Source organism: Variovorax sp. Soil_C_39 (assembly GCF_057656815.1).
This window is the reverse complement of the sequence record NZ_JBDGJQ010000010.1, coordinates 102,085-121,995: the sequence shown is the minus strand read 5'-3', so window position 1 is coordinate 121,995 and position 19,911 is coordinate 102,085. Positions and strand designations below refer to the sequence as shown.

Genomic DNA, 19,911 nt, shown 5'->3' with positions numbered 1-19,911 from the left:
GAGGTGGGCGCCGCGTCACAAGCAGGCAAGAAAAAAGCCCCGGGCCTTGCGGCTCGGGGCTAAATCCACCAATTGGAAGGGTGGAGGAGACAACCGGTGCGCACAGCGGGGTGCGCGATGAAATAAAGTATATCGGCTGTTTGCTGCATTGCAACAAGCAGTGACGCTTTTCCCACACACAAACGAATGTCAGCAAACGTTACTGCTGACGTTCCGATTGGACCCGACGAAGATGGAATGCACAGTGAGTTGGACCGGCGACGCCGGCACCCGTTCGGCCATGGGTTTCGTGGCCGAGACCGGCAGCGGCCATGTACTGACGATGGATGGCGCCCCGGATGCGGCCAAACCCGAAAACGGGGGGCAGAACCTGGCGCCTCGCCCCATGGAGACCGTGCTCGCCGGCACAGGCGGCTGCACCGCCTATGACGTCGTGTTGATCCTCAAGCGCGGGCGCCACCGCGTGGAGCGCTGCAGCGTCAAGCTCACGAGCGAACGCGCGCCGACCGATCCGAAGGTCTTCACCAAGATCCACATGCATTTCACGGTGGCCGGCAATGACATTCCGGCCGCTGCGGTCGAGCGCGCCATTGCGCTCAGCCACGACACCTACTGCTCGGCCAGCATCATGCTGGCCAAGACGGCCGAGATCACCACGAGTTTCGACCTGATCGAGACCTGAGCAGGCCGCGGCCTTGGGTCAGATGCGGTGCGCCACCGTGGTCATGACACGGGAGGCCATCCGCATCAGCGCCTTGGCCGGTGCGGGCAATTCGGCCGCTCCCGCGGCGACGGCCTGCGAGGCATGCCGCGCCTCGTCCACCTTCATCTGTTCGACCACGGCCCGCGAGGCGCTGTCGGCGGCCGGCAGCCGGCCGAGGTGGCTCTCCAGGTGGGCTTCGACCTGGCGCTCGGTCTCCGCCACGAAGCCGAGGCTCAGTGGATCCCCGAGTCGTCCGGCCACGAGCCCGAGGCCAAATGCACCCGCGTACCAGAGCGGATTCAGCAAGGAAGGCCGGGCGCCGAGCGCGTCCAGCCGCTCGCGCGTCCAGGCCAGATGGTCCGTCTCCTCGTGCGAGGCTTCGAGCAGCTGCGCCCGCAGCACGGGATCGCGCGCCACCGCGGCCTGGGCGGTATAGAGCGCCTGGGCGCAGACCTCACCCACATGGTTCACCCGCATCAGCGCGCCGGCTTCGCGGCGCTCTGAATCGGTCATTTCGCCGGGCGGCTGGACCGGTGTGGGAAGGGCGCGGCTGGCGCGATGGCGCGCAAAAAGGGTACGCAGCGCTGCATCGGCCGTGGTCAGGACGGGATCAAGCGAAAGGGACATGCCGCAATTTAAACCCAGGCGCAGGGGCGGCAAGATAGTGCTTGCTTTCATTTCACATCGTGAGTTTCCGGGGTGTTTTCGACCTTTGTTGCAGTCCCGCAACGAAACGCAGGGGGTGCCGGAGATTTCGGGCGATTTGTTTTGCCCTGCCGCATCGGCTCTGGTGCAATAGCATCAACTTCCCAAAAGGAGGTTGGCCCGGGGTCCGGTGGGAGCACAAAGTGCCAGTCACGGTGAGCCCTTCGCACCGGAGCCCTATGTTTAACCTTGGAGAAACTTGCAATGAAAAAATCTCTAGTTGCTCTGGCTGCCCTGGCTGTTGCCGGTGTTGCCTCGGCTCAGTCGTCCGTCACCCTGTTCGGCGTGGTCGACGCTTCGATCAGCAGCTATTCGAGCTCGTCGCGTGACCTGAACGGCGCTACGTTCCTGAACCCGTTCTACGTGAACCAAGGCAGCGTCAAGGTCAGCCGCCGTGAACTGGCCAACTCGGGTTACAACTCCAGCCGTCTGGGCTTCCGTGGCACGGAAGACCTCGGTGGTGGCCTGGCCGCGAGCTTCTGGCTCGAAGCCCCGATCACCAATGACGATGGCGCTACCGGCGTTTCGACGTTCAACCGTCGTTCGACCGTGAGCCTGTCGGGTGGTTTCGGTGAAGTCCGCCTCGGCCGCGACTACACGCCCACCTTCTGGAACAACACCGTGTTCGATCCGTTCGGCACCAACGGTGTGGGTACCAACCTGATCCAGACGGCCGCCGCCGACTTCGGTCACCCGACCCGCGCAAGCAACACCATCGGCTACTTCCTGCCGCCGAACCTGGGTGGCTTCTACGGTCAGCTGCAGTACGGCTTCCACGAGAAGACCAAGTACGATCCGGGCCTTGCTACGCCGAACGTCGCGAACAATTCGCGTACCGGCCGTAACATCGCTGGCCGCTTTGGCTACGCCAACGGCCCGCTGGACGTTGCTGTGGCTTATGGCACCAGCACCGTGGGCGACCAGTTCTACGCTGGCACGACCACCAAGGTCAACACGCTGAATGTTGGCGCTTCGTATGACTTCGGTCCCGTGAAGCTGTTCGGTGAAGTGTCGCGCCTGAAGAACAAGGTCGACTACGAAGTGACCCCGTTCGTGGCTGCTGCTGACGCCGACCTCACCGGCTACCTGCTCGGCGTGACCGTGCCGGTCGGTGCTGGCCTGATCCGCGCTTCCTACTCGCACGTCAAGTACGACTTCAACGAAGTTCAACTGCCGTTCGAGCCGAGCATTGCCGACCCGAAGGCCAACAAGCTGGCCATCGGCTACGTGCACAACCTGTCGAAGCGCACGGCTCTGTACGCCACGATCGCTCGCGTCAGCAACAAGAACGGTGCTGCTCTGACCGTCGGCGGCCCCGCCTTCATCAACACCGGCGTCTTCACCCCGAAGAACTCGACCGGTTACGACTTCGGCATCCGTCACGCTTTCTAATTCGAGGCTGGCCTGAGCCAGCTTTGATCGAAAGTTCAAAAAGCCACTCGACGCAAGTCGGGTGGCTTTTTTTATTGCAATTCCACTTTGCCGCAAGTGTGGCGAAAGCGCACCAGGGGCGTGCACCCCCGGGGAATCACCGTGCGGGCACGCACCTTGCACTGCTAGCATGCCTGCTCACTTTGTTTGCTGAATGATTGCCTTTGTCCTGCGTCGCCTGATACAGGCCGTGATCGTCATGATCGCGGTCGCGTTCATTGCCTTTCTTCTCTTCCAATACGTGGGCGACCCGGTCGTCTTCCTGCTGGGGCAGGATGCCAAGCCCGAGCAGATCCGCGAAATGCGCGCCGCATTGGGGCTCGACCAGCCCTTCTTCGTGCAGTTCTGGCGCTTTCTGGGCAATGCTGCGCAGGGCGAGTTCGGCCTGAGCCTGCGCCAGGGCGCGAAGGTTTCGCGTCTTATCGGCGAGCGCTTTCCAGCCACGCTCGAACTTGCGCTGGTCGCGGCCATGCTGGCGCTGTTCGTCGGCATTCCGATGGGCGTGTACACCGCGCTGCGCCGCGGCACCTTCCTGAGCCAGCTGTTCATGACCGTGTCACTGCTCGGTGTGTCGCTGCCGACCTTTCTGATCGGCATCCTGCTGATTCTGATTTTCGCCGTGACGCTGGGCTGGTTCCCGAGCTTCGGACGCGGCGAGACGGTGCAGTTCGGGTGGTGGACCAGCGGGCTGTTCCGTGCCGACGGCTGGCACCACATCATCCTGCCGGCCGTCACGCTCGCGATCTTTCAGCTCACGCTGATCATGCGGCTGGTGCGCGCCGAGATGCTCGAGGTGCTGCGCACCGACTACATCAAGTTCGCGCGGGCGCGCGGGCTCACGAACCGGGCCATTCACTTCGGCCATGCACTGAAGAACACGCTGGTGCCGGTGATGACCATCACCGGCCTGCAGCTCGGCGGCCTCATCGCCTTTGCGATCATCACCGAGTCGGTGTTCCAGTGGCCCGGCATGGGGCTCTTGTTCATCCAGGCCGTGACCTTCGCCGACGTGCCCGTGATGGCGGCCTACCTGTGCCTCATCGCGCTGATCTTCGTGGTGATCAACCTCGTGGTCGACCTGCTGTATTTCGTGGTCGACCCGCGGCTGCGCGTCGGCAAGGCGGGAGGGCATTGAGATGACAACGACCACCGCTGCCGCACCGCGGCTGCGCGCAGCCGGCAGGGCATTCGCGCAGATTGCGAGTTTCTATCCCGAGATCGAGGCCTTCCGCCGCGACCTGCATGCCCATCCCGAACTCGGCTTCGAAGAGGTCTACACCTCGCGGCGCGTGCGCGAGGCGCTGCGCGCCTGCGGCGTGGACGAGATCCACGAAGGCATCGGCAAGACCGGGGTGGTGGGCGTCATCCGCGGCCGCTCCACCGCGAGCGGGCGAATGATCGGTCTGCGCGCCGACATGGACGCCTTGCCGATGCGCGAAGACAACGATTTCGGCTGGCGCTCGGCCCACGACGGCCTGATGCACGGCTGCGGACACGACGGCCACACCGCCATGCTGGTCGGCGCGGCACGCTACCTGGCCGAGACGCGCCACTTCGACGGCACCGCCGTGCTGATCTTCCAGCCCGGCGAAGAAGGCCTGGCTGGCGCCCGCGTGATGATCGAAGACGGCCTCTTCGAGCGTTTTCCGGTGCAGTCGGTCTATGCGATGCACAACTGGCCCGGCCTGCCCGCGGGCACGGTGGGCATCAACCGGGGCGCCATGATGGCCGCCGCCGACCGCGTGACCATCGAGATCAAGGGCAAGGGCGGGCATGGCGCGCATGCCTACCAGACCATCGATCCGGTGGTGGTGGCCGCACACATCATCACGGCCGCGCAAACCATCGTGTCGCGCAATGTGCGGCCCATCGATGCCGCGGTCGTCAGCATCTGCGCCGTGCAGGCCGGCGACCTCGGAGCCATGAGCGTGATCCCGGGCGAGGCGACTTTGGTGGGCACGGTGCGCACCTTCAGTGCGCGCGTGCAGGCGCAGGTCGAGCAGCGGCTCAGCGAGCTTTGCACCGCGGTGGCCACGGGCTTTGGTGCCACCGCCACGATCAAGTACGAACGTATCTATCCGGCCACCATCAACACCGCGCCCGAGGCGATGTTCGCGGCCGACGTGGCCGAATCGCTGGTCGGCGCCTCGAACGTCGAGCGCAGCATGGAGCCCAGCATGGGCGCCGAGGATTTTTCCTTCATGCTGCAGAAGAAGGCCGGTGCCTACCTGCGCATCGGCCAGGACGCCCGAAATGGCGCCTTCCTGCACAACAGCCGCTACGACTTCAACGACGAGATCCTGCCGCTCGGCGCCGCGCTGCACGCGGGCCTGATCGAGCAGGGCATGCCACTGGCCGCCACCCGCGGCGAGTTGACCGAGAAAGATGCCGCCACCGCGGCGCCTTGAAATTTTTGATCCCAACCCGAGGAGTGTTCCCATGAGTTTCAGGAAGAACGTGGCTGCGGCCGCCGTGTTGTGCGCCCTGGGCGCCGTCAGCCTGGTCGCCAGTGCGCAGACCATCCGGATCGCCAACCAGGGAGACGCGCTTTCGCTCGATCCGCATTCGCTCAACGAGTCGCTGCAGCTCAGCGTGACGGCCAACGCCTACGAAACCCTCGTGGGGCGCAACAAGGACTTGAGCCTGGCGCCGCTGCTCGCCACCAGCTGGAAGCAGAGTTCGCCGACGGTCTGGCGCTTCGAACTGCGCAAGGGCGTGCAGTTCCATGACGGCACGCCGTTCACCGCCGACGACGTGGTGTTCAGCATCGCGCGCGGCAAGGGCGAAGGCTCCGACATGAAGGCCTCGCTGTCCGACATCAAGGAAGTGCGCAAGGTCGACGCGCACACCGTCGAGATCGAGACCACCGGCCCGCAGCCGATCCTGCCCGACGCGCTCACCACGTTCTCGATCATGAGCAAGAAGTGGTGCGAGGAGAACAAGGCGGTCCAGCCGGTCGACCGCCGCAAGGGCATCGAGAACGCCGCCTCGTTCAAGGCCAACGGCACCGGCCCGTACCGCGTGCGCGAGCGGCAGCCCAACGTGCGCACGGTGTTCGAGCGCAATGCCAAGTACTGGGGCAAGATCGAAGGCAACGTCCAGGAAGTGATCTTCACGCCGATCGCCAATCCGTCCACGCGCGTGGCCGCTCTGGTCTCGGGCGAGGTCGACGTGATGGAGCCGGTGCCGCTGCAGGACATCGGCCGCATCAACGCGAGCCCGAACTCGCGCGTGATCGTCGGGCCCGAACTGCGCACCATCTTCCTGGGCATGGACCAGAAGCGCGACGAGCTGCTCTATTCGAACGTCAAGGGCAAGAACCCGTTCAAGGACAAGCGCGTGCGCCAGGCCTTCTACCAGGCCATCGACATCGCCGGCATCCAGCGCACCGTGATGCGCGGCGCCTCGCGGCCCACCGCGCTGATGATCGGGCCCGGCATCAACGGCTGGACCGAGGACCAGGACAAGCGGATGCCCTACGACGTCGAGGCGGCCAAGAAGCTGATGGCCGAGGCGGGCTATCCGCAGGGCTTCGAAGTCACGATGAACTGCCCCAACGACCGCTACGTCAACGACGGCCAGATATGCCAGGCAGTGGCCGCCAACCTGGCGCGCATCAACGTGAAAATCAATCTCGCGGCCGAGACCAAGGGAACCTATTTCCCGAAGATCCTGCGGCGCGACACGAGCTTCTACATGCTCGGATGGACCCCGACCACCTACGACGCGCACAACGCGCTCGCTTCGCTGATGTTCTGCCCCGACGACAAGGGCGCAGGGCAGTTCAACCTGGGTGCGTACTGCAGCCCGCAATTGGACGGGCTGACCAAGCAGATCTTGTCGGAAATCGACAAGGGCAAGCGCAACGACTTGATCAAGCAGGCCTTCAAGGTCCATTCCGACGACATCGGCCACCTGCCGCTGCACCAGCAGTCGCTGGCCTGGGGCTTGAGCAAGAAGGTCGAGCTGGTGCAGCTCGCCGACAACTTCATGTTCTTCAAGTGGATGAGCATCAAGCCCTGAGCGGGCATCTGAGCGCCCCGGTGGCCTGACCCCATGGGCCCGCTTCTTGCGGGCCCATTCCTTTTGCTTCCCACGATGTTAAAAAAAACGCTTGTCCGCTGGCTCGATAGTGATGTCGGCCACAGCTTCCGCACCTCGCCGGTGGCGATCGGCGCGGCACTGATTGCACTGGTGTGCGTGTTCTGCGCCGCATTCGCCGGCTGGGTGTCGCCGCACAATCCCTTCGACCTTGCCGTGCTCGAGCTCAGTGATGCCCGGCTGCCGCCGGCCTGGGTGGCCGAGGGTTCGAGCAAGTACCTGCTCGGCACCGACGACCAGGGGCGCGACATCCTGTCGGCGGTGATCTACGGCGCGCGCATTTCCCTCATCGTTGGCGTCGTCTCGGTGGTGATTTCGATGGTCGTCGGCGTGGTGCTCGGTCTGGCGGCCGGCTTCTTCGGCGGCTGGCTCGACAGCTTCCTCATGCGCCTGTGCGACGTGATGCTCTCGTTCCCGCCGATCCTGGTCGCGCTGCTGATCGCCGGCGTGGGCCGCGCGCTGTTTCCGAATGCGCACGAATCGTTGGCTTTCGGCGTGCTCATCATTTCCATCGCGTTGACCGGCTGGGTGCAGTACGCGCGCACCGTGCGCGGCTCGACGATGGTCGAGCGCAACAAGGAATACGTGCAGGCCGCCCGCGTCACCGGCGTGGCGCCGCTGCGCATCATGCTGCGCCATGTGCTGCCCAACGTGATGGGACCGGTGATGGTGCTTGCCACGATCCAGGTGGCGACCGCGATCATCACCGAGGCCACCCTGTCGTTCCTCGGCGTCGGCGTGCCGCCGACCTCGCCCTCGCTCGGCACGCTGATCAACATCGGCAACCAGTACCTGTTCTCGGGCGAATGGTGGATCACGGTGTTTCCGGGGGCGATGCTGGTGCTGATCGCACTCAGCGTGAACCTGCTCGGCGACTGGCTGCGCGACGCGCTCAATCCGCGCCTGCGCTGACACAGACAAGGAAGGACACCATGACGCTGCTCCAGGTCAAAGACCTCGTGGTCGAGTTTCCGCACCGCCGCGGCACACTGCGCGCGATCGACGGCATTTCCTTCGACATCGCGCCCGGCGAGATCCTCGGCGTGGTCGGCGAGTCGGGCGCCGGCAAGTCGCTCACGGGCGCGGCCATCATCGGGCTGCTCGAGCCACCCGGCCGCGTGGCCGGAGGGGAGATCGTGCTCGAAGGGCAGCGCATCGACAACCTCGGCTTCGATGCGATGCGGCCGATCCGCGGCCGCAAGATCGGCGCGATCTTCCAGGATCCGCTGACTTCGCTGAACCCGCTCTACAGCGTCGGGCGGCAACTGATCGAGACCATCCGCACCCACCTGCCGGTGACCGAGGCCGAGGCGCGGCGCCGTGGCATCGGCCTGTTGCAGGACACCGGCATTCCGGCCGCCGAGCAGCGCATCGATCATTTTCCGCACCAGTTCTCCGGCGGCATGCGCCAACGCGTCGTGATCGCGCTCGCGCTCGCGGCCGAGCCCAAGCTGATCGTGGCCGACGAACCCACCACGGCGCTCGATGTGTCGATCCAGGCGCAGATCATCCAGCTGCTCAAGCGCGTCTGCAGGGACCGCGGCGCGGCCGTGATGCTGATCACGCACGACATGGGCGTGATCGCCGAAACCTGCGACCGCGTGGCGGTGATGTATGCAGGCCGCATCGCCGAGATCGGTCCGGTGCACGAGGTCATCCACCAGCCGGCGCATCCCTACACCTCGGGCCTCATGGCCTCGATCCCGGACATGGCGAGCGACCGCGAGCGGCTCAACCAGATCGACGGCGCCATGCCGCGGCTCAACGCCATTCCCGAGGGCTGCGCCTACAACCCGCGCTGCCCGCGCACTTTCGCGCGCTGCCTCTCGGAGCGGCCCGCGCTCATGCATGCGGGCGCCACGCGGGCCGCATGCTGGCTGCACGATGCCACCGATCCGCACCGCGGCCAAGCCGAACTGGCCGCCCGCCGCCACGATGCGGAACTGGCCGGCGAACGCGCCGTGCCCGATGCCGCAGCCCCACTCGACGAGGTGAGCCGATGAGCACCGCCACGCTTCCCGCGGCCGACGACAAGAGCCGCGACACCGCAGGCAGCGAGCCGTTCGTCGTCGCGCACGACCTGGCCCGCACCTTCGACGTGTCGCCGCCCTGGCTCAACCGCGTGCTCGAGCGCAAGCCGCGCGTGCTGCTGCATGCGGTGGATGGCGTGAGCTTTTCGATCGAGCGCGGCAAGACACTCGCGCTGGTCGGCGAATCGGGCTGCGGCAAGAGCACCGTGGCGCGGCTGCTGGTCGGCCTGTATGCGCCCACGCGTGGCGGCTTCCGGTTCGACGGGCAGGATGCGCATGCCGCGTTCAAGGCCCCCGAAGGCCGTACGCTGCGCCGACGCATCCAGATGATCTTCCAGGACCCCTATGCGAGCCTCAACCCGCGCTGGATCGTCGAGGACATCATCGGCGAGCCGCTGCGCGAGCACGGCATCCTGAGCGACAAGGCCGAGCTGCGCGCGCGCGTGGGCGAACTGCTCCAGTCGGTCGGCCTTTCGCCGCTCGACGGCGTGAAGTACCCGCACCAGTTCTCGGGCGGCCAGCGCCAGCGCATCTCGATCGCGCGCGCGCTGGCGACCGAGCCCGAGTTCCTGGTGTGCGACGAGCCGACCTCCGCGCTCGACGTCAGCGTGCAGGCGCAGGTGCTCAACATCATGAAGGACCTGCAGCGCCAGCGCAGCCTGACCTATCTGTTCATCTCGCACAACCTCGCGGTGGTGCGGCATGTGGCGGACCAGGTCGGCGTGATGTACCTGGGCCGGCTCGTCGAGGTGGCCGACAAGCGCAAGCTCTTCGCCGAACCGCAGCATCCCTACACGCGCATGCTGCTCGACGCGATCCCGCAGATGAAGCACACGGGGCGTGCCCGCACGCCGGTGCAGGGCGAAGTGCCGAACCCGCTGAACCCGCCCACGGGCTGCGCCTTCCACCCGCGCTGCCCCAACGCCAATGCCCGCTGTTCGGCAGAGCGCCCGGCGCTGCTGGAGATCAACGGCGTGAAGGTCGCCTGCCACGCCGTGGAAGAGGGGCGGATCTGAGAGCCTGTCTGAGGGGCTATTGCTCCTCGCTCCACGAGAAGCCGTCGCGCGCGATCATCGCGCTCGAGGCGCTCGGCCCCCACGTGCCGGCCGCATAGGGGCGCGGCACGCCGTCCGAAGCCCAGCTGTCGATCAGCGGTTCGACCCAGCGCCAGGCTTCTTCCTGCTCGTCGCTGCGCACGAACAGGTTCAGCCGGCCGTCGATCACGTCGAGCAGAAGCCGTTCGTAGGCGCCCACGCGCTCCGAGCCGAAGCGTTTGTCGAAGTCGAGGTCGAGCTGCACCGGCGCCAGTTGCGTGGCGCTCTGGTGGCCGTTGCCGCGCCGGTTGTCCTGCGCCTGCGCGAGCATGTGCAGTTCCAGTCCGTCGCGCGGCTGCAGGTTGATGACCAGCTTGTTCACCGCGCCGGCCGGCGCGCGGTAGATCGCATGCGGCGTGGGGCGGAAGTTGACCTCGATGCGCGCGTCGCGCGAGGCCAGCCGCTTGCCGGTGCGGATGTAGAGCGGCACGCCGGCCCACCGCCAGTTGGCGATCTCGGTGCGCAGCGCGACGAAGGTCTCGGTGCGGCTTTCGGGGTCGACGCCGGGTTCGTCCTTGTAGCCCTGCACGCGCTCGCCGTAGGCCGTGCCGGCCGTGTATTGCCCGCGGATCGCGTGCAGTCCCAGCGTCTCGGGCGTCCAGGGCTTGAGCGCGCGCAGCACCTTGAGCTTCTCGTCGCGGATCGCGTCGGCATGCGAGTTGATCGGCGGCTCCATGCCGATCGCGCAGACCAGTTGCAGCGCGTGGTTCTGCACCATGTCGCGCAAGGCGCCGGTCTGGTCGTAGAAGGCGCCGCGCTTCTCGACGCCCAGGTCTTCCGCGATCGTGATCTGGATGTTGGCGATGTGCTCGCGGCGCCAGATGGGCTCGAACAGTGCGTTGCCGAAGCGCATCGCGAACAGGTTCTGCACCGAGGGCTTGCCCAGGTAGTGGTCGATGCGGAAGACCTGCTTCTCGTCGAGCACCTTGCACACCGCCGCATTTATCGCGCGGTTCGATGCCAGGTCGTGGCCGAGCGGCTTCTCGAGCACCACGCGCGTCGACGGGCCGTTGAGGCCGGCCGCGGCGATCTGCTCGACCACCTGGGTGAAGAGCGCCGGCGCGGTGGCCACGTACATCACGACCGTGTCGGCGTTGCGCTGCTTCAGCAGGTCGGAAAGGCGTGCGTAGTCGTCGGGCTTCGAAAGGTCCATGCGCAGGAAGTGCAGCAGCGAGGCGAACTTCTCGAACTCCTCGGCCGACGGGCGCTTGGCGCCCTCCACCGCGTTGAACCGCGACTGGATCAGTTCGCGGTACTGGTCGTCCGAGAGATCGTCGCGCGCCACGCCGACAATGCGTCCGTCCTTCGGCAGGCTGCCGTGCCTGAAGGCCTGGAACAGCGCGGGCATCAGCTTGCGCCATGCAAGGTCGCCAGTACCGCCGAACAGAACGAGATCGAAGCTCATGGGTCGAATTTCCTTGTGTCTGGATGCAGAGGGGTTCTGTCGTCCACCGAATGGTACTTGTACCGATTCATGAGGCCGGCACGGCGGCTACGCTTCACCATGGCCACGAGGCCTATTTTTGTTTCAGGGCGGCAAGTTCCGGATGAAGAAGCTTCTTTTCGCAACCGCCTGCATGGCGATGTCGACGGCCTCGGCGCAGGGCTCGGTCGATGTGATCTGCTCGGTGCAGGCCGCCTGGTGCAGCGCGATGGCCACCGCGTATGCGCGCAGCACCGGCACGCACGTCAGGATGTCGCTCAAGGGCCCTGACGACGCGCTGGCCCAGCTGATCGCCGACGGGGACCGCCCCGGCGCCGACCTCTGGTTCGGCGGCGCGGCCAAGGCGCATCTTCAAGCGGCCGCGCAAGGCCTCACGCTTGAATACCGGTCGCCGACGCTCGCGCAGCTGCGTCCGTGGGCGCGGCAGCTGGCACAGCAGTCGGGGCACAGGAGCGTGGGCCTCCATGCGGCGCCGCTCGGCATTGGCTACAACCCCGACCTGCTGGCCAGCAAGCAGCTCCCGGTGCCCATGACCTGGGCCGACCTGCTCAGGCCCGCGTACAAGGGCGTGGTCCAGGTGGTCGACCCGGCCCCGGGCGGCCCGGGCGAGGCGATGACCGCCGCGCTGGTCCGGCGCATGGGCGAGGACAAGGCGTTCAATTATCTCAAGACGCTGCACGGCAGCGTGGCCCGCTACACCCGCTCGGCCGCCGGACCGATGAAGGCCGTCGCGCGCGGCGAGGCCGCCGTGGCCATCGGCTTCGTGCACGACGGCATCGCCGAGAAGATGCAGGGCTTTCCGATCGAGACCGTGGTCCCGGCCGACGGCACCGGTGCCGAGATCGGCGCCATGAGCCTCGTGAAGGGCGCGCGCAACCTCGATGCCGCCACGAAACTCTATGAATGGGCGCTGACGCCTGCCGCGCAGGCGCTGGCCGCAGCCAATGGCCAGTTTCAGGTGCCGAGCAACAGGAGCACCCGGCTCGATCCGCGCATCCCCGATGCCGGAAAGATCGTTGCAACAGGCCCATGAAACAATGGCGCCATGAACGTGGTTTTCGATCTTGGCGCCGTGCTCCTGGCTTGGGAGCCCACCCGGCTGGTGCAGACGCACCTTTCCGAGAATGCGCCCAACGAGGCTGCTGCGGCGGCGCTGGGCCGCGCGCTGTTTCAACATGACGACTGGCTGAGCTTCGACTGCGGAACCCGCTCGCTCGACGAAGCCATCGCGCGCATGGCGCTGCGGCTGTCGCTGCCGGGCGAGAAGCTCGACGCGATGCTCGGCACGCTGGGCGAGCGCCTCGAACCGATCGCAGTCACGGTCGAACTGCTCGAGGGGCTCTTCGCCCGCCGCGCGGCGGGGGAGGGGCTCCGGCTCTACTATCTTTCGAACATGCCGGCGCCGTACGCGCGCGCCATCGAGCGCCGACATGCCTTCATGCGGCGTTTCGACGGCGGTGTCTTCTCAGGTGACGTGAAGTTTCTCAAGCCTCACCGCGAGATCTACGAACTGCTCGCGGTGCGCCATGCGCTCGAGCCGGCGCAGACTGTCTTCATCGACGATTCGGCCGCCAACGTCGAAGCGGCGCGCGCCTTCGGCTGGCATGCGATCCATTGCACGCATCCGGCCGCGCTCGGCGCGCAGCTCGGCCGTTACCTGCCGCCTATCGGCCGGTGAGAACGACCTTCGAGGTGTCGAAGCCCAGGCTGGCCGCGTAGTCGAGCTCGGCCTGGAGCGCGGCGTCCTCGAGGCGCGGCGCGCGCGAGAGCACCCACAGGTACTCGCGGTCGGGCGTGCCGACCAGCGCCACCTGGTAGTCGCGGTCGAGCTTGAGAATCCAGTAGTCGCCCCAGACCATCGGCAGCCAGCCGAGCCAGGCCGGTGCGAATCGCACCTCGAGCCGGCCGGCGCCGGGCTGGCCCGCCACCGGCACCACGCGCGCGGTTCCCACGGCCTCGTCGAAGTTGCCGTCCGGCCGTACGCAGCGGTTGCGCACCTGCACTGTGCCGTCGGGCTGCGGCGTGTACTCCGCGGTGACGGGACCGCTGCACTCTTTCTGGAAACGGTTCGGCAGGCGTGCCTGTTCGTGCCAGATGCCGGCGTAGCGCTGAAGGTCGACCGGCGCCACCACCTGCAGCGGTGCACGCATGAGCGGCGCGCCATCCGGCGGGCCCGGCAGTTGCGCGCGCGCGGTCCGGCCCGCGCCGAGCGCGAACCAGGTGACGACGCCACCCACGACGAAGGCGGTTGCCAGGGTACCGATGGCGCGGCTGGTGCGGCGGTCGTCGAAAGGAGCGCGGCTGTCGGCGGCGGATGCCGCGGAGCGATGACGGAAAGGCATGGGCGAGGCACTCCTGTGTGTTGCGGGTGCAAAAGAAAAGCATGAAGCCGGCGAATGCAAAGGGTAGCCCGCGCCGAGGTGCGCCTGCCGTCAGCGACGGACCACAGCCCGTGTAGGGGAGCGCGGCGCAAAACGCCGACAACCCTGTCGGCGGAAGGCCGATGGAGGGGGGCGGGAACCCGTGCTACGGTATGAATGAAGAAACAAACATCGGCCCCTGCACAACTGCGTGCAGGACTTGTCATCACCCGGACCGGATAATCTTTCGCCATGAACCAACTCGATGCCCTCCGCCAATGGACCACCGTGGTCGCCGACACCGGCGACTTCAAGCAACTCGCCATCTCGAAGCCGCAGGACGCGACCACCAATCCGTCGCTGATCCTCAAGGCGGTGCAGAAGCCCGAGTACCGGCCACTGCTCGACGAGACGGTCGGCAAGCACACGGGCAAGCCGATCGACGAGGTCATCGACCGCCTGCTGGTGCGCTTCGGCACCGAGATCCTCTCGATCATCCCCGGCCGCGTGTCGACCGAGATCGATGCACGACTGTCCTTCGACACGGCCGCCACCGTGGCGCGCGGCGAACGCATCGTGGCGCTCTACAAGGCCGAGGGCATCGACACCGAAAAGCGCCTGCTCATCAAGGTGGCCTCCACCTGGGAAGGCATCCAGGCCGCGCGCGCTCTCGAGCAGAAGGGCATCCGCACCAACTTGACGCTGCTGTTCTCGTTCGCCCAGGCCGTGGCCTGCGCAGAGGCAGGCGTGCAGCTGATCTCGCCCTTCGTGGGCCGCATCTACGACTGGTACAAGAAGTCGGCCGGCAGCCAATGGGACGAGACCGCCAATGCGGGCGCAAACGACCCTGGCGTGAAGTCGGTGCGAGAAATCTTCACGTACTACAAGCAGCATGGCATCAAGACCGAAGTGATGGGCGCGAGCTTCCGCAACGTGGGCCAGATCCGAGCACTGGCCGGCTGCGACCTGCTGACCATCAGCCCCGAACTGCTGGCCGAACTGGCCGCGAGCGACGCGCCGCTTTCGCATGCGCTTGATGCGGGCAAGGCCGCCGCCGAGGCGAAGGTGCAGAAGCTCAGCTATGACGAGGCCGCATTCCGTTTCGCGCTCAACGAGGACGCGATGGCCACCGAGAAGCTCGCAGAAGGCATCCGCGCCTTCGCGGGCGATGCCGTGAAGCTCGAGAAGCTCATGCAGGAAAGCGGCAAGTAAAGATGGCCATGACCTTCCGCTGCGACCGTGCGCCCGCGTGGGCGCAACTCCAGTCCTGCTTCGACACCGCGGGCAAGCAGTTCGATGTGCGCCATGCCTTCGTCGACGACGCCGGGCGCTTCGAGCATTTCAGCCAGCAGGCGCCGCATGTCTTTGCCGACCTGTCGAAGAACCTGATCGACGTGCCCACCGAGGCGTTGCTGCTGCGGCTGGCCGGAGAATGCGGCCTCGAGGCGCACCGCGACGCAATGTTCGCGGGCGAGCACATCAACAGCACCGAAGACCGCGCGGTGCTGCACACGCTACTGCGCGCACCGGTTGGTGCGAACGCGGGAAAGACGGCCGCCGAGCTGCGCGAGGTGCATGCCACGCTCGACGCCATGCTGGCCTATGCCGAGAAGGTGCGCGCGGACCACACCATCACCGACGTGGTCAACATCGGCATTGGCGGCTCCGACCTCGGTCCGCAGATGGCGGTGCTGGCGCTCGCGGAATTCGTGGCGCCCGGCAAGCGGTTCCACTTCGTCTCGAATGTCGACGGCCACGAGCTCGCGGGCGTGCTGCGCGACCTCGCGCCCGAGCACACGCTGTTCCTGATCGCCTCGAAGACCTTCACCACGACCGAGACGATGACGAACGCGCTCTCGGCCAAGCGCTGGTATGCGCAATCGGGCGGCAACGACATTGCCGGCCATTTCGCCGCGCTCACCACCAACGTCGAGGCCGCCAGGCAGTTCGGCATCGAGACCACCTTCGGCTTCTGGGACTGGGTGGGCGGACGCTATTCGCTGTGGTCGGCCATCGGCCTGCCGATCGCGCTCGCCATCGGCGCCGAAGGCTTTCGCCGGCTGCTCGCGGGCGCGCACGCGATGGACGCGCACTTCCGCACCGCGCCGCTCGCGCAGAACCTGCCGGTGCGCCTGGGCCTGCTCGACGTCTGGTACCGCAACTTCCATCGCTTCACGAGCCGCGGCATTGCGCCGTACCACAGCGCGCTGAAGCGCCTGCCGGCCTACCTGCAGCAGCTCGAGATGGAAAGCAACGGCAAGCAGGTCGATGCGACCGGCGCGGCGCTGCCGCCGGGCCTGGGTACCTCGCCCGTGCTCTGGGGCGAGCCGGGCACAAACGGCCAGCATGCCTACTTCCAGATGCTGCACCAGGGCACCGATGTGATCCCGCTCGAATTCGTCGCGGTGCGCGACGCGGCGCACGACCTCGACGGTCACCATCCGAAGCTGCTGGCCAATGCGCTCGCGCAGGCGCAAGCGCTGATGGTCGGCCAGCTCGACGCGGGCGGCCACAAGAACTTTCCGGGCAACCGGCCGAGCACCTTCTTCGTGCTCGAGAAGCTCACGCCCGAATCGCTCGGCGCCTTCCTCGCGATGTACGAGCACCGCGTATTCACGAGCGGCGCGCTCTGGGGCATCAACAGCTTCGACCAGTGGGGCGTGGAGCTCGGCAAGGTGCTCGCCAAGGACATCGAGCCGCGCCTCGCCTCGGGCGACGTCACGGGCCTCGATGCCTCGACCGCGGGCCTGCTCGAACGGCTGCGGACGTAGACCGTCCGGCCGTCTGCGGCCTTTTGTTTGCGATCTCGCAACCCGCCAAAAGCTGTATTCGCTCTTGAATGACGCACCGATATGATCGGCCCCGGGAACTTTCCCGGGGGTCAATCAAGAGGAGTCGTTCAATGGATTTCCAAACAGCCGTCAAGACCTGTTTCGCCAAGTACACCGATTTCAGCGGGCGTGCGTCGCGCTCGGAGTTCTGGTGGTTCATATTGGCCGAGGTGGCCGTGCTCATTGTCGCGAGCCTGATCCACCAGTACGTCTACTTCATTGCGGCATTGGGGTTCCTGCTGCCGGTGCTCGCCGTGGGTGCACGCCGCCTGCATGACATCGGCAAGAGCGGATGGCTCCAGTTGCTGATGATCATTCCGTTGGTCAACCTCGTGCTGATCTATTTCTTCGTGCAGCCGACGCAACCCGAGACCAACGCACACGGCGCGCCGGCGGTCTGAGCACCCAAGCACGCATCAAAGGGCCGCGCGAGCGGCCTTTTCGTTTTCTGCCTCAACCCGCACGAGAATCCACGCACATGCGCATTGCACTCACGGGCGAAGCCTTGATCGATTTCACCGCTGGCGAGCCGGGCGCCCTGACCTTCGTAGGCCACGAAGGCGGCTCGCCGCTCAACACGGCCGTGGCCTGTGCGCGCCTGGGCGAGCCGACCGGCTTTCTCACGCAGTTGTCGACGGACCTGTTCGGCGAGCGGCTGGTGGGCTTTCTCGAACGCAACGGCGTGGACACGCGTTTCATCCTGCGCAGCGATGCGCCATCGACACTGGCCTTCGTCGAGCGCATGCCTGAGACCAACCGCTACGCCTTCTACACCCGCGGCAGTGCCGATGCGACCTGGGCGCCCGAGCCGCTGCCACGGCTGCCTGCGGAATGCCGCTTCCTCCACTTCGGTTCGATCGCGCTGCTGCAGGAGCCCGCGGCGACGCGCATCGTGGAACTCGTCACGGCCCACGCCGGGCGTTGCGTGATCGTCTTCGATCCCAACGTGCGGCCGAGCCTGGTTCCCGACATGGCGTTCTACCGCGCGCGCATCCAAGGCTGGGTCGAGCTGGCCGACATCGTGAAGCTCAGCGACGAGGACGCCGGGCTGCTGGCGCCTGGCCAGTCCATCGATGCACTCGCGGCCCAATGCCTGCAGGCCGGCGCTCGTGCGGTGGTCGTCACGCAGGGCGGGGCCGGTGCCACGCTCTGGCGTACCGGCCATGCGCCGCTTTCCGTGCCGGCACCGCGGGTCGAGGTGGTCGACACCATCGGCGCGGGCGACACCTTCACGGCCGGGCTCTCGGTCGCGCTGCTTGCCGCGGGCGTGGCGCATCCGGCGCAACTCGGCGCGCTGACCGACGGTGCATGGCAAACGGCCATGTGCTTTGCCGCCACGGCCGCGGCGCTCAACTGCGCCCGCGAGGGTGCCGATCCGCCCACCCTCGCGGCCGTCGAGGCGGCGCTCGCGCGGCAGGTAGTCACGGCCGGCACCCTTTTCGAGCGCCCATAAAAAAACCCGCCTTTCGACGGGTTTCCTGTTCGCGACACCCCGCAGAACCGGCGCTGCCGGTCCGCGGGGTGCTGGCCCCGGGCAGGGGCGCGGGCGAATTTACATGCCCATGCCGCCCATGCCACCCATGCCGCCCATGTCGGGCATGCCGCCGCCGCCAGCGCCCTCGTCCTTGGGTGCGTCGGCGATCATGGCTTCCGTCGTCAGCAGCAGCGAGGACACCGAAGCGGCGTTCTGCAGTGCGGTGCGGGTGACCTTCGTCGGGTCCAGGATGCCCAGCTCGAGCATGTCGCCGTACGTGTCGTTCGCAGCGTTGAAGCCGTAGTTGCCCTTGCCGGCCAACACAGCGTTCACCACCACCGAGGCTTCGCCGCCGGCGTTGTTCACGATTTCGCGCAGCGGCGCTTCGATGGCCTTGAGCACCAGCTTGATGCCGGCTTCCTGGTCGGCGTTGTCGCCCTTGACCTTGTCGCCCACGGCTTGCTTGGCACGCAGCAGAGCCACGCCGCCGCCAGCCACGACGCCTTCTTCCACTGCAGCGCGGGTGGCGTGCAGGGCGTCTTCGACGCGGGCCTTCTTTTCCTTCATTTCGACTTCGGTGGCAGCGCCAACCTTGATCACTGCCACGCCGCCGGCCAGCTTGGCCACGCGCTCTTGCAGCTTCTCGCGGTCGTAGTCGCTCGTGGCTTCTTCGATCTGCACGCGGACTTGCTTCACGCGGGCTTCGATGTCGGCCGCAGCGCCCGAACCGTCGATGATGATGGTGTTTTCCTTGCCCACTTCGATGCGCTTGGCTTGACCCAGGTCGGCCAGCGTCACCTTCTCGAGCGTCAGGCCCACTTCTTCAGCGATGACCTTGCCGCCCGTCAGGATGGCGATGTCTTCCAGCATGGCCTTGCGGCGGTCGCCGAAGCCAGGTGCCTTGACGGCCACGACCTTCAGGATGCCGCGGATCGTGTTCACGACCAAGGTAGCCAGGGCTTCGCCTTCGACTTCTTCGGCAATGATCAGGAGCGGACGGCCAGCCTTTGCGACTTGTTCCAGCGTGGGGAGCAGGTCGCGGATGTTGCTGATCTTCTTGTCGAACAGCAGCACGAAGGGGTTGTCCAACAGCGCCGATTGCTTCTCGGGGTTGTTGATGAAGTAGGGCGACAGGTAACCGCGGTCGAACTGCATGCCTTCGACGACGTCGAGTTCGCTGTCGAGCGACTTGCCGTCTTCGACGGTGATCACGCCTTCCTTGCCGACCTTGTCCATCGCGTCAGCGATGAGCTTGCCGATGGTTTCGTCGCTGTTGGCCGAGATCGAGCCGACTTGAGCGATTTCCTTCGACGTGGTGGTGGGCTTCGAAGCCTTCTTCAGCTCGGCGACCAGGGCCGTCACGGCCTTGTCGATGCCGCGCTTCAGGTCCATCGGGTTCATGCCGGCAGCCACCAGCTTGAAACCTTCGCGAACGATGGCCTGGGCCAGCACGGTCGCGGTGGTGGTGCCGTCACCGGCGTTGTCGCTGGTCTTGGAGGCCACTTCCTTCACGAGCTGGGCGCCCATGTTCTGGAGCTTGTCCTTGAGCTCGATTTCCTTCGCGACCGACACACCGTCCTTGGTCACGGTGGGGGCGCCGAACGAACGCTCGAGCACCACGTTGCGGCCCTTGGGGCCCAGGGTCACCTTGACGGCGTTGGCGAGGATGTTCACGCCTTCGACCATGCGTGCGCGGGCTTCACCGCCGAAGACTACGTCTTTTGCTGCCATGTTTTAT

The 19,911-nt window shown here is 66.4% G+C and carries 18 protein-coding genes; 14 read left to right on the top strand and 4 right to left on the bottom strand.

What is annotated here, in order from left to right:
* The first annotated feature begins 232 nt into the window (after positions 1–232).
* Positions 233–682, top strand: coding sequence for an OsmC family protein (locus AC3A6J_RS22545; protein ID WP_487862304.1), 450 nt, complete (start codon positions 233–235; stop codon positions 680–682).
* Positions 683–700: 18 nt separating this feature from the next.
* Here the strand turns inward: AC3A6J_RS22545 and coq7 are convergent, their stop codons facing one another.
* Positions 701–1,330, bottom strand: coding sequence for a 2-polyprenyl-3-methyl-6-methoxy-1,4-benzoquinone monooxygenase (coq7, locus tag AC3A6J_RS22540; protein WP_487862230.1), 630 nt, complete (start codon positions 1,328–1,330; stop codon positions 701–703).
* Positions 1,331–1,612: 282 nt separating this feature from the next.
* Between coq7 and AC3A6J_RS22535 the strand changes: the two genes are divergently transcribed.
* From AC3A6J_RS22535 to AC3A6J_RS22505, 7 genes are all read left to right on the top strand, one after another.
* The gene (locus AC3A6J_RS22535) at positions 1,613–2,800 is read left to right on the top strand and encodes a porin (RefSeq protein ID WP_487862229.1); all 1,188 of its coding nucleotides are present in this window, start codon (positions 1,613–1,615) and stop codon (positions 2,798–2,800) included.
* Positions 2,801–2,993: 193 nt separating this feature from the next.
* The gene (locus AC3A6J_RS22530) at positions 2,994–3,974 is read left to right on the top strand and encodes an ABC transporter permease (RefSeq protein ID WP_487862228.1); all 981 of its coding nucleotides are present in this window, start codon (positions 2,994–2,996) and stop codon (positions 3,972–3,974) included.
* Position 3,975: 1 nt separating this feature from the next.
* Entirely contained in the window at positions 3,976–5,247 is a 1,272-nt protein-coding gene (locus tag AC3A6J_RS22525; RefSeq protein WP_487862227.1) for a M20 aminoacylase family protein, read from the top strand.
* Positions 5,248–5,278: 31 nt separating this feature from the next.
* Positions 5,279–6,862 carry an ABC transporter substrate-binding protein gene (locus AC3A6J_RS22520; RefSeq protein ID WP_487862226.1) on the top strand — a complete coding sequence of 528 codons (1,584 nt, stop codon included), beginning with the start codon at positions 5,279–5,281 and terminating at the stop codon, positions 6,860–6,862.
* Positions 6,863–6,937: 75 nt separating this feature from the next.
* Positions 6,938–7,852, top strand: a complete 915-nt coding sequence (locus tag AC3A6J_RS22515) for an ABC transporter permease (RefSeq protein ID WP_487862225.1) — start codon at positions 6,938–6,940, stop codon at positions 7,850–7,852.
* Between the two features lie 20 nt (positions 7,853–7,872).
* Positions 7,873–8,943 (top strand): ABC transporter ATP-binding protein, encoded by a 1,071-nt coding sequence (locus AC3A6J_RS22510; RefSeq protein WP_487862224.1) that lies wholly within the window; start codon positions 7,873–7,875, stop codon positions 8,941–8,943.
* Positions 8,940–9,986: an ABC transporter ATP-binding protein gene (locus tag AC3A6J_RS22505; RefSeq protein ID WP_487862223.1), complete on the top strand. Its 1,047-nt coding sequence runs from the start codon at positions 8,940–8,942 to the stop codon at positions 9,984–9,986. Before AC3A6J_RS22510 ends, AC3A6J_RS22505 begins: the two co-directional genes overlap by 4 nt.
* A gap of 16 nt (positions 9,987–10,002) precedes the next feature.
* Here AC3A6J_RS22505 and zwf read toward each other — a convergent pair whose 3' ends face one another.
* Positions 10,003–11,469 (bottom strand): glucose-6-phosphate dehydrogenase, encoded by a 1,467-nt coding sequence (gene zwf, locus AC3A6J_RS22500; protein ID WP_487862222.1) that lies wholly within the window; start codon positions 11,467–11,469, stop codon positions 10,003–10,005.
* Positions 11,470–11,611: 142 nt separating this feature from the next.
* Here zwf and AC3A6J_RS22495 point away from each other — a divergent pair, with 142 nt between their 5' ends.
* Both AC3A6J_RS22495 and AC3A6J_RS22490 read left to right on the top strand, forming a co-directional pair.
* Complete coding sequence (locus AC3A6J_RS22495) at positions 11,612–12,541, top strand: extracellular solute-binding protein (protein WP_487862221.1); 930 nt, start codon at positions 11,612–11,614, stop codon at positions 12,539–12,541.
* A 12-nt stretch (positions 12,542–12,553) separates the two neighbouring features.
* Positions 12,554–13,186, top strand: coding sequence for an HAD family hydrolase (locus tag AC3A6J_RS22490; RefSeq protein WP_487862220.1), 633 nt, complete (start codon positions 12,554–12,556; stop codon positions 13,184–13,186).
* On the opposite strand, the gene AC3A6J_RS22485 is transcribed toward AC3A6J_RS22490, so the two are convergent.
* On the bottom strand, positions 13,173–13,850 hold the full coding sequence (locus AC3A6J_RS22485) for a lipocalin family protein (RefSeq protein WP_487862219.1): 678 nt from the start codon (positions 13,848–13,850) through the stop codon (positions 13,173–13,175). The two genes, AC3A6J_RS22490 and AC3A6J_RS22485, sit on opposite strands and share 14 nt — an antisense overlap.
* Before the next feature lie 270 nt (positions 13,851–14,120).
* On the opposite strand from AC3A6J_RS22485, the gene tal reads away from it, so the two are divergent.
* The 4 genes from tal to AC3A6J_RS22465 all read left to right on the top strand — a co-directional run bounded on the left by tal (position 14,121) and on the right by AC3A6J_RS22465 (position 18,152).
* Positions 14,121–15,080: a transaldolase gene (tal, locus tag AC3A6J_RS22480; protein ID WP_487862218.1), complete on the top strand. Its 960-nt coding sequence runs from the start codon at positions 14,121–14,123 to the stop codon at positions 15,078–15,080.
* A 2-nt stretch (positions 15,081–15,082) separates the two neighbouring features.
* Positions 15,083–16,639 carry a glucose-6-phosphate isomerase gene (gene pgi, locus AC3A6J_RS22475; protein ID WP_487862217.1) on the top strand — a complete coding sequence of 519 codons (1,557 nt, stop codon included), beginning with the start codon at positions 15,083–15,085 and terminating at the stop codon, positions 16,637–16,639.
* A 131-nt stretch (positions 16,640–16,770) separates the two neighbouring features.
* Positions 16,771–17,100: a DUF805 domain-containing protein gene (locus AC3A6J_RS22470; protein WP_487862216.1), complete on the top strand. Its 330-nt coding sequence runs from the start codon at positions 16,771–16,773 to the stop codon at positions 17,098–17,100.
* Between the two features lie 77 nt (positions 17,101–17,177).
* Complete coding sequence (locus AC3A6J_RS22465; RefSeq protein ID WP_487862215.1) at positions 17,178–18,152, top strand: carbohydrate kinase family protein; 975 nt, start codon at positions 17,178–17,180, stop codon at positions 18,150–18,152.
* A gap of 99 nt (positions 18,153–18,251) precedes the next feature.
* Here the strand turns inward: AC3A6J_RS22465 and groL are convergent, their stop codons facing one another.
* Positions 18,252–19,904, bottom strand: a complete 1,653-nt coding sequence (gene groL, locus AC3A6J_RS22460) for a chaperonin GroEL (RefSeq protein ID WP_487862214.1) — start codon at positions 19,902–19,904, stop codon at positions 18,252–18,254.
* Positions 19,905–19,911 lie beyond the last annotated feature (7 nt).